Source organism: Acinetobacter sp. 1125_18A (assembly GCF_052824985.1).
Map to the genome: position 1 here is coordinate 257484 of NZ_VTDG01000003.1, position 13604 is coordinate 271087.

Here is a 13604-nt window from a genome sequence, read left to right on the forward strand (position 1 = left end):
TAAAATGATCTGCTTTAGCAAAACTAATTTTAAGGAACAATTACAAAATCAGGATTTGCTATAGCAAAAACAGCTTCACGGTCTGCAACTGGCGGATAAATCCATACCGTATTAATTTCTTGCTTAATTTTTTTCGCCTCGTGGCGCACAAATTGAACTTTTCGATCCCATCCTTCAGTGTAAAGTGCTCCCCATGGGCCTAAGTCGACACAAGTCACATACTTTGGTTGGCTATACACATGTAATGGCAAATCAACCAATTCTGCCGCGGCATTGTAACCCGCTACGCGGCCTAGGCTCATGGCATGCTGACATGACATCACGTTAAAATTACCTAAATTGTCGGTTGGAACTTTTACAGTATCACCCGTCACAAAAATATTTTTGGCCTCTGGTGCATGTAAATAAGCATCACCTAAAATACGACCTAAATTATCTTTTTCACCTACAATTTGAGAGGTCAACGAGTTCGCTCGCATGCCCGCAGTCCAAATGACAGTTTCTGTTTCAATTCTTTCGCCGTTAGAAAGTGTTACTCCAGAAGCATCAAGTGCAGTAACGCGTAGCCCAGCTTTACCTTCAACGCCGAGTTCGCTAAGAGCTTCTCGAATTACCACTGCAGCTTCGTCACCCAATGCTGCACCAATTTCTATTGATGAATCGACTAAAACCACACGAATATCAGTTTCAGCTAAAATGCTACGCAGGCGTTCAGGCATTTCGGCAACTGTTTCAAGCCCAGTCAGTCCACCACCAGCAACGACTACGGTATTACGTGCCGCACTTACAGGCTTATTGGCTAAACTTTTAAGATGCTGATCTAGTTTTTCAGCATCTGCTAAAGTGCTGACACTAAATCCATAGTCTTTAAGACCAGATATAGGCGGCATATAGCCAGTACTTCCCGTTGCCAAAATAAAACGGTCATAACTTAAGCTTTGTTGATCGCCGTGGATCGTTGTAATCACAAGATTTTGGGCCGCAGCATTCACTTCATTTACCCAGCCAGCGACATATTTAACGTCAACGACATTTAATATGTCTAATATATCAGGATACATATTTTCAAGTACAGCTTCATAAAGACGAGGACGAATATCAACATTCGGACTCGGGGAAACCATCAGCACTTCAATATTTTGTTCTTGCGCAGCCAAATGAATTGCTCGTTGTGCGGCAAGTGCAGCCCATAAGCCAGCAAAGCCAGAACCTGCAATAATAATACGCTTACTCATTTGATTATCCTTTTGATAGGTTTTCGGACATGTAAATTCCAGCTCATCCCAAAATTTTGGGTGAGCGAATCCTTTCTCTGACTGTCCGAAAAATCTGAGAAGGCGTTTAAAACGTTTAGAGAGGTTTTACCTTAGGGATGAATGCCCTATAAGCTCATTAGTCGGGCGTATCCCGTGATATTTTACTTTTCCGCATTTTTGCTGTTCTTCCTTCGATGCGTTTATTGATCCAGCCATTTACATCACTAAAAAATACATCAGGTGCATAACGGCCAAAACGGTCTGCAATATCACCAAGTGTATGAGCACCTAAAGCATCTCGCATGGCTTTTTCAGCCTGTAGCATAACTGCATGCACTGCACACACACCACTGGTTGCCCAATCGGGTGGGGCATTGTTAAAGACCGCACATTTTCCACGTACTTCTTGGCATTCAAAAAGCGGTTTTTCACCTTCAATTGCATTCACAATATCAAGAAAACTGATTTCGTGAGCAGATCGGGCCAGTAAATACCCGCCACGAACACCTTCTTGCGCCAAAACAAGTTTTGCCTTTTCAAGTTTAGGAAATATCTTGGCCATAAAGCTAGGAGAGACGCCTTGCAATTCAGCTAAATCCTTACTACTCAATGGTTTATCTTCATTATTTACAAGAAAAAGAAGACAGTGAATCGCATACTCGACGCTACTAGTGATATAAGCCATTTCATTTCATAATTGATCAATTACAAACACAGACTAATGCAGTCTGTGTTTTAAGTCAATAATAAAACTAAGACAAAGTTAGTCCTAGTTTTATTAAAAGAAAATATAGAGGAAAACAATAGGGCTATATCACTGAATTTAAATACCTTTAAATGAGAATTGAGGGACATAAATAATTTAAAATGATTGAAGAAATTACGAACGCCACCAATAATTTTCGACATTTGGCTGGTTTAAGTTCAATACTTCACCCATTTGAGGCGTACTAATCGCTAAGTCGTTTTGATGAGCCAAAGCCACAATTCGTTCAAATGGATCGTCCCAAGCATGAAGCGCCAAGTCAAAAGTCCCATTATGGACAGGCAACAAATGACGTCCTTTTAAATCGATATGCGCTTGTAAAGTTTGCTCAGGTTGCATGTGAACATCTGGCCATTCTGGATCATAGGCCCCAGTTTCTAGCATGGTAAGATCGAAAGGACCATAACGATGTCCAATCTCTTTAAACCCATCGAAATAACCAGTATCGCCACTAAAAAACACCCGTAGATCATTATCAATAATCACCCACGATGCCCAAAGCGTTGCGTTGCTATCACCCATACCACGGCCTGAAAAATGATGGGCAGGGGTAGCAATCAGCTTAAGACCATCTACATGGGTTGTTTCCCACCAGTCAAGTTGCTGAACCCTTTCTGCTGGCACGCCCCATTTAATCAGTGTGTCACCAACACCATGTGGTGTTAAGAAGTGTTCAACTTTGTCTTTGAGTTGGATTACTGCATGGTAGTCGAGATGGTCATAGTGGTTATGCGACAAAATCACGCCTTTAATGGGAGGTAAGTCCGCAATGCTAATCGGTGGTTGGTGAAAACGCTTTGGGCCAATCCATTGAAAAGGCGAGGCACGCTCAGAAAAAACAGGATCGGTTAACCAAAATTCATTACGCAATTTTAATAAAATGGTCGAATGCCCAAGACGAAATAGAGAACGGTCTGGGGCACTCATGAGTTGTTCTTTTGATAAACTTAACACAGGAATTTCTCGATTTGGCACCGTATTTTTCGGTTTGTTAAATAAAAATTTCCACATTAAGCCTAGCGTTTTTCCGAAAGAATGTGTGTGCAGATTCGGCCGTGTATTGCTATATTTTCCATTGTATTGCTGTGATGACATGACGGGAGAAGGCAAGTCTGTTGCGTTTGAAATTGTCATTTTATTTTCCTTGAGTGGAACAAGCTATATCTGTAAATAAGAACTTGAGATAAGTGCTTATTTTGATTTATTTAAATGAGTATTTAATCACTCATTAATTAATTTAAAAAAATAAGAATGCTGCACATCCTTATCCTTACTTTAGTCTTTATCTACATTGAAACTGCATGCCAAAACGCTTCAAAACCTGACTTCCGATAAAGATCAGCTTGAGAAGTGTCTTGGGCAATAAAGTTGAGTGTGACTTCGGCAAGTGCACCCAAAATCGAACCAATAAACAAGGGTGGATAATCTCTTAATTTGCCGTCATCGATATGTTCTTGAATAGTCCTAGTAAAATCACAAAAAGTTTGCATACCAATGTGTTTACTCTGCTCTGTAATTTGTTCTGAAGTCGACAACTGTGCCATCACTTTACGTTTGAGCGGGGCATCTAAACTCCAGTCCAAATAGCTTTGCCAGATATAAAACATTTGGCTTTGTAGGTCTGAGTTGTTCGGATAATTCAGCATTATGACCTGACGCAGTTCGGCCTTTAGCGAAAGGTATAATTGGTTGAGTAATTCCTCTTTATTACTGAAATAAGTAAATAAAGTACCTTCTGCTACACCAGCGACTTTGGCTATTTTTGAAGTAGATGCGCGCTCTCCAAGTTCTGCCAATGTTTCAATAGCAGCATTTAAAATTGCATTACGTTTATCTTCACTACGAGGACGGGCCATAGACAAATATATTAATTGAGTGATTACTCAATCATATATAAAAATAGACAAAGCGCAAGATATATATTTAAAAAGGGATGGGTTTTTCAAGATCACAGCTATAGATGCATCACATAGACAGGGCCACACAGCAAAGTTAGCGCTTTAATTAATAGTCATAATTATAATTTCGGCAAGCGATAAGACGCGAGAAATATTGATCACTGTATGGAATCACGTGAGTCAGGTAATGCTTCTATAGAATAGAACTATTTTTAAGTCTTTGATCTATATTTTAAAATCTAAATCACGGACAACTTTTCAGAGATATGTGTAATCCTGAATATCTGCTGTTACAGCATGTGTAAATTGCTAGATTATCTCATCAGATTGTTTCAGTATAGATCCAGACACTCGAATTTACAGGACAATCATCATGATATTAAGATATCGTATATTTTTAAAATATCTTTCTATTTTAGGTTTTGTGGCAAGTTCTGCTGCGACTAGCGTAGCTTTCGGAAGTTCCGAGCAGGCATGGAACAAGCATGATCAGGAAATAAAAGCGGCTTGTATAAAAGCAAGTCAACTTAAAAATGCCAAGACAGTAAGCAATGTCATGCTGTTTGATGATCGTGTTGGATATTCAGCACTCTTGATTCAAGGAAAATATCCGCAAGCACATATGAAAAACAAAACAGGGCAAGAACTGTGTTTATGGAATAAGACATCGAAGAAAGCTTATTTAACTGAAGCAAACACGAAAGTACATTGAAGTCATCACCATACAAAGTCGAGTAGCGATCTGATTTCTGCATAACTTATATTATGTTGCTTAAGATAGTCGGCAACGTGAATTTCTAAGATCATAATTCACGTTGCTGAGCTGTAGCAACAACAGCATTGTGTAGCCACTGTCTCTGATATTTTAATTAACTTATGTTCACTTAGAATTTATTTCACAATTAAATTTATTTTTAATAAACAATAAATTTAATTACTTAGAACACTAAAATAACAATTTATAAAATATTTTGTTTACGATTTCTGTTTGGCTTTTTGGCGTAAGACATACAAATATAAGCTTTCTACTTTTTCACGTGCCCATGGGGTAGTACGTAAGAATCTCAATGATGACTTAACACTTGGATCTATGCAAAAACATCTAATTTCAATTTTACGACTTAAGCCTTCAAAGCCATCGTAGTAATCCAATAATTCATCCAAAATGTCAGCAAGTTTTTTGCCATGTAGAGGGTCATTGGAGGCGTTCATAATAGATCAACCATATTTCGGGAGACCACCATTATAACCTGAGCTTGTTGAAAAATGAGAGGGTTGGAATTTAAGCGTAATTAACATAAAAAATTACAGCTTATTTTCTAGATAACTTTTTTCTAAATATAAATTAGTCAAATTCTAATAATTAGATAGCCATTGCAGGACATTGCAAACAACATGTGAGTAGACAACTTACACAATATTCTATTTAACATAATGGTTTCATTATGCGACTTCAAAAGCTAAAACAACAACTTAATTTTACCAATATTCATTCATTAAGAGCTTTACAGCAAAATAAAATAATTAGCTCATCGTATGGTAGTTTTCTGTCTCGTTAAATGCATGCAATAAGATTATGTGCCTTATATTCCGTTATGATCTTTCGATCCATAATGATAATACTTGTTTCACGGCGTATCGCTAACTGTGACTTTCCGTTTTGCTGGTTTTCATACCATTTGTAATATGCATTCGATAGCCAGTTCCAACTTCCCACGACAAGAACACGATCATCAATTAACAAAACCTTCTCATGTGTACCCTGAGGCAGTCTTATCACATTATCAGCACCTAACGCAGTAATATAATCTTGGACTAACTGTTCATCGTTATCATCTTTATGATTAAGCTCAAGATTACTGTAGCCATAATAGATTTTAATGTTGATCCCACGACGTTTGGCCATCTTCAGCAATTCGAGTTGTTGCTGCGTTGATATGTTATAAGGTTTACGAATCCATGGCACGACAATAACAATACTTTTCTGACTATTTTGAAGATAGTATTCAAAGGCTTTCACATGCTGAACATCGTAGATATGCTTTTTGACAGCAAAACTTGTTTCATAATCTTTAAAGCTTGGACTTTGATTACCAAGCTCTAGGTAAAAGTCCGAAGATGTACGCTCAGCAATTAAACCTAAAGAACCTTTTGAGTCTTTTAGTTTATGGTAGTTGCCAACCACAATGAACTGCTGCTTAGCGCGAGAAACAGCCACGTTCAGTATATTTGGTCGAGAATTAAGGAATACTGCACTATCAGCCTGTTCAAATATCACGGGACTAAAGATGATCACTTCAAAACCAACACCTTGGAACTGATGGATTGTACCTATCTTGGCCAGTTTGTTTTGCTCCATACGTTGACCATAAGCACTAATCAATTGACGCTTTTGATCCGCATAGGGCGTAATGATCCCAATATCACAAGTAAGATTATACCCAGCCTGTTCCAACTGATCTAAAAGCTCACCAATGCCTTTTACTTCATCCAGATTAGTTTTCCCTGAGTGTCTAGCACCATCTACATGGTAGAACATCAAATGATGTGCCCCTATACCTTCAAACGCTTTCTGAATTCGCTCACTTGGTGTGAATGAAGATATGCTTAAGCCTTTATATTTTGCTATATCAATAAAAAGTTGAGCAATTGGCTCTTGGCAACGTCGATGTTCATCTAAAATAATGCCATCACCAATATCACTTATTTCACCAGACAAGGTTCCTGAAGCTCTATGATATGTGGTCACCTGACCAGGACCTAACATTGCATACTCATCATCATGACAATAAAAGTATTCTTTATAAATTTTTTGTTCTGATGGTTTTGAGATTGTGCGTATAGGTTCCAGCTGAAGAGGATCACCAACAATCATAGCTTTATTACTTCGAGCAACAATCGGGACGAGGTTCTCTACCGATACCATTCCCGCCTCATCGAGCAAAGCTAGATTCCATGGTTTTGTACCATTTAACTGCTGTAGCTTTTTAAAGCCAGACATTTTGAAAACTGATGCCAATGTTGTTGCTACAACTGGATAAGCCAAAGAAATTAACTGATAGAATTTTTCAGAATCTTTTATAAATTTGCCATAATGTGGCGTTGGTACATTATCACTAGACAACATGGCCAACCAATGATTCAAGGCTTGTACAACTTCAACCTTACACCGTAATTGTTCTTGATAGAGAAACTGTATCGACAACTCAAAAATTTTACGGTTCTCACTAATGGCTTTAAGCCTAAATATATCGCTTAAGTCATTGCAGCCGGTGTATTCCTTTGTGAACGATTGATATAAAGAATTAAATTCTTGAGTATATAATGAGGCAAGCAACATCTGATTGATGATCATAAGCTGATTATTGATGTGAGTCAGGTTTTGTTCTAAATCTAGTAACAGATCATGCTTAGTTAAGGTTTCACATGCATCCATCAGATTGATTTTTGCTGGAGAAAATATTGTGATAATTTTTAGAAACTGTAATTTGAAGAAATCGCCAAATGATAGAGAAAATGAACCTCTGACTTTTTTATTAAGCATCCAGTCTGAAAATTGGGAAGGATTAAACTTTTTAGGCCAATATGCCAGTAAATTCTCAACATGTGCTAAAGCTTCTTTAAATTGAGATATTTCTTTTTCTAAATCAGCAACTTCAACTTTAAGTTTTGACTGAATATCAGTTAACTGATCGGTACTATATGAGTCATACCTATATTGTTCATCAAGATTTATACTTTTTGCTGTTTGATATTTTGATAATTCGAAGAATAGCTCCGTAGAATTGTAATCATTCAAAGACGTAATAAAGGGAATTTTGGCTTTTGATAAATTTAATGTTGATTTTTCAGTAAGAAATCTTTTACCAATCGCATCAATATTTTTTTTGAGATTCAATATCTGATCTTTTAATTCAAGATATTGAATCTCATCAAATTCCTTAAGTTCGAGATCAGCAATATGAGGTGCTAAACGTGATTGAATTTCCATATCCAATTTAGCTTTAGCACCACCATGAAGCCAAAGCCAATTTAGATTTTGTGTAAAATCTTCAGCTTTAAGATCTGCAATGACATTATCAACTGCTTTAATGGCCGTTGAACATACCAACATATTAAGATTTTGGTCATTACCTGAAATGACTGATAATGCACGAGCAGTAACTTGCTGTGCGATTAAAGACTTGAATAGGGTAGTCTTACCAGTGCCTGGAGCCCCTTGCACTGCAATCAATGGAAGTTCAGGCTTAATGTTTGCTGCTTGGATTGCTTGAAACTGTCCACGACCTAAAGAATATTTGCTTTCGAACAACCCATAGGTCTTAACAAGATGTACAGGCTGTTGAACCACGACCGATTTATCACCACCAATTTTGGTTAAATACTCATTCAGCAGTGGATATTTACTCGACACGCAATTTTCGCCGTGAATTTCTATTTCATGGAGAATAAATTTAAAGTCTTCAAGATCACTTGTATTGACATCATCATTTTTTGAAGAATAAATTAATCCACTGGTATTTCTAGCAAAGAATATATTTTTAAAATTATTATTTTTAATGACTAATTTCTCATTTGCCCATTCAATAAAACCAAAGTACATGGATTCAAAATCAATAAAAGTAGTTTCGCAAATCAATCCTATTAAATCAATTATATTTCTAGATTCATCAATTTGATCGGCATCAACATCAAAATAGTTTGTTAATACTGAAATATTAACTTTCACAAAATTAGGTAGATTTGAAGATATATCAAAACCAGTGAAGTTCTCTGAAATCAAAAAAATCTGCAGGTAGATCTATAACAAAAATAGGTAAATAAAAAGATTGGTTTTTCTCATGCATAGTTAAAAGAGGGAATGCAAAAGATAGTGGATCAATGAGTTTATCTTTTTTCGTATCTTCATCAAATATAACAAACTTTTCTTTTAAATGAGCAATTTTACTAGGTTGTATTTCAATAAATACGCCATTACTTTTAGGGTTCTCAATGAAATCCGAATGAGTGAATATAATATTTTGACAATTATTGATTGTTTTAACAGGTATTTTTGATTTTTCGCATCCTGTAATTTCAATGTAATGTTGCCAAGCTTTAAGTAAATTCGCTTGATCTAAACTCATTAGCAGACTCTGTAGAATGATAGTTTTTTCAAATACTAGCACACATAAATAGAAGTTAAAACTCTTAGATATCTTATTTAACATAATATACATTATGCGAAATAATGTATATTAAGGCACTGATATACATATGTTTTAATTTTTATAAAATTTAACCTGAGCCACGCCAATCTCAATTTATTAAGACTTAAAAGCTATCGATCAATCTAAAAATGAATTTTATCTCGATGCATCTCTACAATCGTTAACCAAGCTTTTGTTGCAGGACTCATTGCTACAGTCGTATTCCAAGCCATACTCAATGTCCAATGTAATTTAGGCTCATTAAGGATTGCTGAGCAAAACTTCCCCTGATCTAGCTGATCACAATAAATTTTGGGCAATATGGCGATTCCCATATTAAACTCCACCATTTTGGTGATAAAGTCCCACTGGCTACTTTTACACACCACTTTTGGTTCAAAACCTACAGAATTTGCAGCCTGTATAATCATCTTATTTAATGTAAAAGAATCAGCGTAAAGTAAAAAAGTTTCTTCTTTAAGTTCATGCAAATTTACTGAATCTCTTTGATTCCAATGTGAATTTTTCTTAGCCAATAAACACATTGGTGAATCTATCACAGGAATTGCCGCAAAACTTGGTCTTAAATTACCGAGTAAAATCCCAACATCAATACTTTTATCAGCAATTGCTTCCTCAATACCATTGGCACCAACTTCTAAGAATTTCAATTGAATATCAGGATAATTCTGATGAAATAAAGCAATTAAAGGACTGAGTAATACCGAACCTAATGGTGGTAAGCCTATGGTTAATTTACCTTTTTTTAACTGCTGTACTTGATCTATATTTTCAAATATTTGCTTTTGTTCATTTAAGATATTTAAAGCGTGTAGATAAATTAATTCACCAATATAAGTAAGTACAACTTCCCTTTTTCTTCCAGCTTCACCTTTTTTAAACAAAGCTGTGCCAAGTTCTTCTTCTAAATGTTTAATAGATTTACTGATTGTAGGCTGTGTCATAAACAAACGATCAGCAGCCAAAGTAAAACTTTCAGAATTGACGATTTCCACAAAAATTTTAAGATTTTTAATGTCCACAAATTATTCCAAAAACGCATAATTATGGTTTAATTATTCATAATATGCTGTGATGTTTGCAACTAAAATAACTCATCTTTTTTAAATATCTGCAATAAAATGTCTACGCGTACTCAAAGCCATCAAATTTCATCAATTTATAAAGTCACATTGCAAATTGGGCTTTTAATTTTGATTTGGTGGATTGGTTCAATCATTCAAAAGCAATTTAATTTACCTATTTCGGCAGCTGTGATTGGCTTATTTATGGTTTTGATTGGGCTCATGACAGGTATTTTTAAGTTAAATTGGATTAAATCAGGCTCAGATTTCATTCTAGGTGAATTGGTACTATTTTTTATTCCTTGTTTTATCGGGTTAATGAAATATAAAAACCTATTTATCACTGAGGGTTGGCAACTGATTGTTGTGGTTGTACTGGGCACAATTTGTGTGATGGTATTTACTGCTTATAGTGTGCATATAGGTTTTAAACTAGAGCGGAAGTTGAAACAACGTCATGTTCATAAAACCGTACATGTATTACAGGGAGATAAATAATGTCTGCCATTTCAATATCTTGTGTAGTGATCACATTAGTCGCGTATGTGTTGGTCAAAAAACTTTATCGTAAATTTCCATATTTAATTTTATCTCCAGCAATTTTGGTTCCGATTGTTTTAATCACCATTTTACTATCAGCACATGTTTCTTATGATGCTTATATGCTTGATAGTCAGTGGATTATATGGATGTTAGGGCCTGCAACTGTTGCCTTTGCAATCCCAATTTTTGAATATCGCCAAATCATTAAAGAACATCTCATTTCAATTTCTATGGGTGTGGTCATTGGTATGCTTGCTGGAATGATCAGTGCATTCTACCTTGCCAAGTTATTTCATTTTGACCAAACAACAACCTATAGTCTAATGGCTCGTTCAATCTCTACACCATTTGCAATGGAACTAACAACCCATATCGGCGGTTCTGTTGAACTGGTGATTTTATTCACCATGATTACTGGGGTGACTGGTATGTTAATTGGTGATTTGGTATTGGGTGGATTAAGACTGAAATCAAGCTTTGCACAAGGTGCGTCTTTGGGTAATGCAGCACATGGTTTTGGTACAAGTAAAGCTTATATGCGTGATAAAGATGAAGGTGTTATTGCCAGTTTAACCATGGTTTTAGCTGGTATTTTTATGGTATTGGTTGGACCTTTTATTGTACACCTCATTGTCTATTTACTAAATTAACCCGTACAGTATCGTTTTGAATGTTCTGAATCTCTTTTCTGCAAAGAGATTCATTTATCTTTGAATCATTTGTAAGGTTTTAGGTAAAAAATTAATCAATAGCAGGCCAAGCAAGGCTGAAAATCCAGCAATAATAAAAATATATTCTCCTGATAATTTTTCCCAATATTGCCCAGCTAAGATACTGCCAGATGCAACGCCAAGTCCCCACATGGTACTGTATAGTGCTTGCCCTCTGCCCTGTTGTTTGGCTGCAAAGTTCTGCAAAATGACCCGCATTGCAATAATATGAAATAAACCAAAACTAAATGCATGAAAAGTTTGAGAAATAAATTGAATAATGAAACTTTCTGAAAATAAACCTGCCAAAATAAATCGAATGCTGGTCATGATTAAACAAAGTGCGACTAAACTTCGCCATGAAAAACGATTTAGGAAGAAATTTGCATAGTTAAACATGATAATTTCAGCAATCACACCAACTGACCATAAAAAGCCAATCTGAGTTGTACTGTAACCAGCTAGTTTTAAATAATTACTATAAAAACTATAAAATGGTGCTTGTGCAAAAAGCATAATAAATTCAATGATAAAAAATGAAAAAACCACTGGTCTTTTTAGAATGGGAAGCAATGGTTCTAATATTTTTTGTGCACTCGGTGCTGTGCTGGGTTCCTTAATCAAAAAGGACCAAATAAAAGCTGTAAAGGCAATACATAACAACATCATTGGTAAATATTGAATTGCAATAACTTCTAAAATCGCACCGATACTAAATACGCCAATAATAAATCCAATAGAGCCCCATTTTCTAATTTTCCCATACAATGCTGTATGTTGATTACCCAGCCAAAACAGCGTTACACCTTCAAATTGCGCAAGTATGGCATTTTGAAAGAAGCTAAAAATCAACATCAGAAATGCAATTGATTGCATATTGTTGGGAATAATAAAAATCAAAAACCAGATTGTAGCTTCCATCCAAGTTGCCACACGAACCCACAACATTCGTTTGCCCGTTTTATCTGCGATAAATCCCCAAATAAAGGGTGCAAATATACGGGTTAAAATGGCTATAGAGGACAGCAATCCGATTTCTTGATAATTAAATCCTTGATCTTGAAGATATAAGCTCCAATACGGCAAAAAAGTTCCAACTATTGAATAATACCAAAAGTAGAATCCACTCAGTTTGTATTGGATTGGCATAGATTGCATGTCGTTGCATTCACTTGTATTTTCAATATGTTACCACAATTAATGGTTGTAGTGGATTGCTGCCATTTGTTTACTAGTGACAAAAAATAGCCCTTACATTGAAGGGCTATTTTTTTGAGAATCTGTTAACGAGTTACTCGATCCCAAGCATCTTTTACTGCATGCTTTGCTTCTTCCCATTTTAAACGAGACTCTCTTTTGGTTTTTTCCCATTGAAGCTTAAGATCTGCTTCAACTTCTTCAAACTTTGTTTCATAAGGGTAATTGCTTCTAGAAGTGTACCCTAGCTGATATGCATCACGATAATCACGATCGTAATCTACATTATCATATAAGTTAATCGTGTCTTTATAATAAGGGCGAGTGTTGTAAGTTTCACGCCAATAAATATCTTCATCAGTTGGATTTACAGCTTCAGAAATGCTTTTTCCCGCTAATCCTCCAACAACTGCACCTACTACCCCACCGACTGCAGCACCTACAGGTCCGCCAACAGCTCCAATAGCTGCACCACTTACTGCACCGCCTGCGACTCCAACACCTGTCCCGATTGGGTGTGCTCCTGGCTCACCGGAAATTGGATCGGCATTCAATTGGTCACGTTGTTCTTTACTGAGATTCTTAACTACTTCGTTATCTATATTAGAATTTGACATATTTAATCCTCTATTTTGATAAAAGTTATTAATTCAATTAATCAATCAACGATAATCATCCTGGATCAAATATTTTTATTTAATATTGCTATTTGTTATAGTTTCAAGAAAGGTTTGTACAAAATTAAATTAACCAAATTAAAATAAAATTAGCTAAAAACACCATCCCTATTGAGTATTGTCGTTTTAGAAATTTTTAAATAAATAACATCAAATTACAATACAACACATTAAAACCTTACCGTTAATTATTTAAAAATAAAACATTACAAAACATAAATTTATAGCAATGCTTTTAAACAACCCCATTAAGACCAAAACAAAAAAAAATAATCAAAAAGAA

13 protein-coding genes are annotated in these 13604 nt (G+C 35.6%); 3 read left to right on the forward strand and 10 right to left on the reverse strand.

Annotation, left to right across the window (positions count from 1 at the left end):
- Positions 1-29: 29 nt before the first annotated feature.
- The 4 genes from FY049_RS06740 to FY049_RS06755 form a co-directional block, all read right to left on the reverse strand.
- The gene (locus FY049_RS06740) at positions 30-1235 is read right to left on the reverse strand and encodes an NAD(P)/FAD-dependent oxidoreductase (protein WP_419355013.1); all 1206 of its coding nucleotides are present in this window, start codon (positions 1233-1235) and stop codon (positions 30-32) included.
- Positions 1236-1392: 157 nt separating this feature from the next.
- The gene (locus FY049_RS06745) at positions 1393-1941 is read right to left on the reverse strand and encodes an RrF2 family transcriptional regulator (RefSeq protein ID WP_303576094.1); all 549 of its coding nucleotides are present in this window, start codon (positions 1939-1941) and stop codon (positions 1393-1395) included.
- Between the two features lie 195 nt (positions 1942-2136).
- Entirely contained in the window at positions 2137-3156 is a 1020-nt protein-coding gene (locus tag FY049_RS06750; protein ID WP_446083405.1) for an MBL fold metallo-hydrolase, read from the reverse strand.
- Between the two features lie 152 nt (positions 3157-3308).
- On the reverse strand, positions 3309-3878 hold the full coding sequence (locus tag FY049_RS06755; protein WP_234623478.1) for a TetR/AcrR family transcriptional regulator: 570 nt from the start codon (positions 3876-3878) through the stop codon (positions 3309-3311).
- Between the two features lie 415 nt (positions 3879-4293).
- Between FY049_RS06755 and FY049_RS06760 the strand changes: the two genes are divergently transcribed.
- On the forward strand, positions 4294-4632 hold the full coding sequence (locus FY049_RS06760; RefSeq protein WP_166782497.1) for a hypothetical protein: 339 nt from the start codon (positions 4294-4296) through the stop codon (positions 4630-4632).
- Between the two features lie 263 nt (positions 4633-4895).
- Here the strand turns inward: FY049_RS06760 and FY049_RS06765 are convergent, their stop codons facing one another.
- From FY049_RS06765 to FY049_RS06780, 4 genes are all read right to left on the reverse strand, one after another.
- Complete coding sequence (locus FY049_RS06765; RefSeq protein ID WP_004720475.1) at positions 4896-5132, reverse strand: VF530 family protein; 237 nt, start codon at positions 5130-5132, stop codon at positions 4896-4898.
- Between the two features lie 343 nt (positions 5133-5475).
- Positions 5476-8703 carry an AAA domain-containing protein gene (locus FY049_RS06770; RefSeq protein WP_446083406.1) on the reverse strand — a complete coding sequence of 1076 codons (3228 nt, stop codon included), beginning with the start codon at positions 8701-8703 and terminating at the stop codon, positions 5476-5478.
- The gene (locus tag FY049_RS06775; protein WP_446083407.1) at positions 8675-9046 is read right to left on the reverse strand and encodes a hypothetical protein; all 372 of its coding nucleotides are present in this window, start codon (positions 9044-9046) and stop codon (positions 8675-8677) included. Before FY049_RS06775 ends, FY049_RS06770 begins: the two co-directional genes overlap by 29 nt.
- A gap of 206 nt (positions 9047-9252) precedes the next feature.
- Positions 9253-10152, reverse strand: a complete 900-nt coding sequence (locus FY049_RS06780; protein WP_262780264.1) for a LysR family transcriptional regulator — start codon at positions 10150-10152, stop codon at positions 9253-9255.
- A gap of 99 nt (positions 10153-10251) precedes the next feature.
- On the opposite strand from FY049_RS06780, the gene FY049_RS06785 reads away from it, so the two are divergent.
- Together FY049_RS06785 and FY049_RS06790 are read left to right on the forward strand one after the other, a co-directional pair.
- The gene (locus FY049_RS06785; RefSeq protein ID WP_004821498.1) at positions 10252-10692 is read left to right on the forward strand and encodes a CidA/LrgA family protein; all 441 of its coding nucleotides are present in this window, start codon (positions 10252-10254) and stop codon (positions 10690-10692) included.
- On the forward strand, positions 10692-11387 hold the full coding sequence (locus tag FY049_RS06790) for an LrgB family protein (RefSeq protein WP_419303447.1): 696 nt from the start codon (positions 10692-10694) through the stop codon (positions 11385-11387). The genes FY049_RS06785 and FY049_RS06790 overlap by 1 nt, the downstream gene beginning before the upstream one ends.
- Before the next feature lie 54 nt (positions 11388-11441).
- Here FY049_RS06790 and FY049_RS06795 read toward each other — a convergent pair whose 3' ends face one another.
- Together FY049_RS06795 and FY049_RS06800 are read right to left on the reverse strand one after the other, a co-directional pair.
- Positions 11442-12605, reverse strand: a complete 1164-nt coding sequence (locus FY049_RS06795) for an MFS transporter (RefSeq protein WP_446083408.1) — start codon at positions 12603-12605, stop codon at positions 11442-11444.
- A gap of 125 nt (positions 12606-12730) precedes the next feature.
- Positions 12731-13261, reverse strand: coding sequence for a hypothetical protein (locus FY049_RS06800; RefSeq protein WP_446083409.1), 531 nt, complete (start codon positions 13259-13261; stop codon positions 12731-12733).
- Positions 13262-13604 lie beyond the last annotated feature (343 nt).

What these genes read in the sequence shown, in the direction of transcription:
- FY049_RS06740 (WP_419355013.1), bottom strand. Translation starts at nt 1,235, where the DNA reads ATGAGTAAGCGTATTATTATTGCAGGTTCTGGCTTTGCTGGCTTATGG.
- FY049_RS06745 (WP_303576094.1), bottom strand. Translation starts at nt 1,941, where the DNA reads ATGGCTTATATCACTAGTAGCGTCGAGTATGCGATTCACTGTCTTCTT.
- FY049_RS06750 (WP_446083405.1), bottom strand. Translation starts at nt 3,156, where the DNA reads ATGACAATTTCAAACGCAACAGACTTGCCTTCTCCCGTCATGTCATCA.
- FY049_RS06755 (WP_234623478.1), bottom strand. Translation starts at nt 3,878, where the DNA reads ATGGCCCGTCCTCGTAGTGAAGATAAACGTAATGCAATTTTAAATGCT.
- FY049_RS06760 (WP_166782497.1), top strand. Translation starts at nt 4,294, where the DNA reads ATGATATTAAGATATCGTATATTTTTAAAATATCTTTCTATTTTAGGT.
- FY049_RS06765 (WP_004720475.1), bottom strand. Translation starts at nt 5,132, where the DNA reads ATGAACGCCTCCAATGACCCTCTACATGGCAAAAAACTTGCTGACATT.
- FY049_RS06775 (WP_446083407.1), bottom strand. Translation starts at nt 9,046, where the DNA reads ATGAGTTTAGATCAAGCGAATTTACTTAAAGCTTGGCAACATTACATT.
- FY049_RS06785 (WP_004821498.1), top strand. Translation starts at nt 10,252, where the DNA reads ATGTCTACGCGTACTCAAAGCCATCAAATTTCATCAATTTATAAAGTC.
- FY049_RS06790 (WP_419303447.1), top strand. Translation starts at nt 10,692, where the DNA reads ATGTCTGCCATTTCAATATCTTGTGTAGTGATCACATTAGTCGCGTAT.
- FY049_RS06795 (WP_446083408.1), bottom strand. Translation starts at nt 12,605, where the DNA reads ATGCAATCTATGCCAATCCAATACAAACTGAGTGGATTCTACTTTTGG.
- FY049_RS06800 (WP_446083409.1), bottom strand. Translation starts at nt 13,261, where the DNA reads ATGTCAAATTCTAATATAGATAACGAAGTAGTTAAGAATCTCAGTAAA.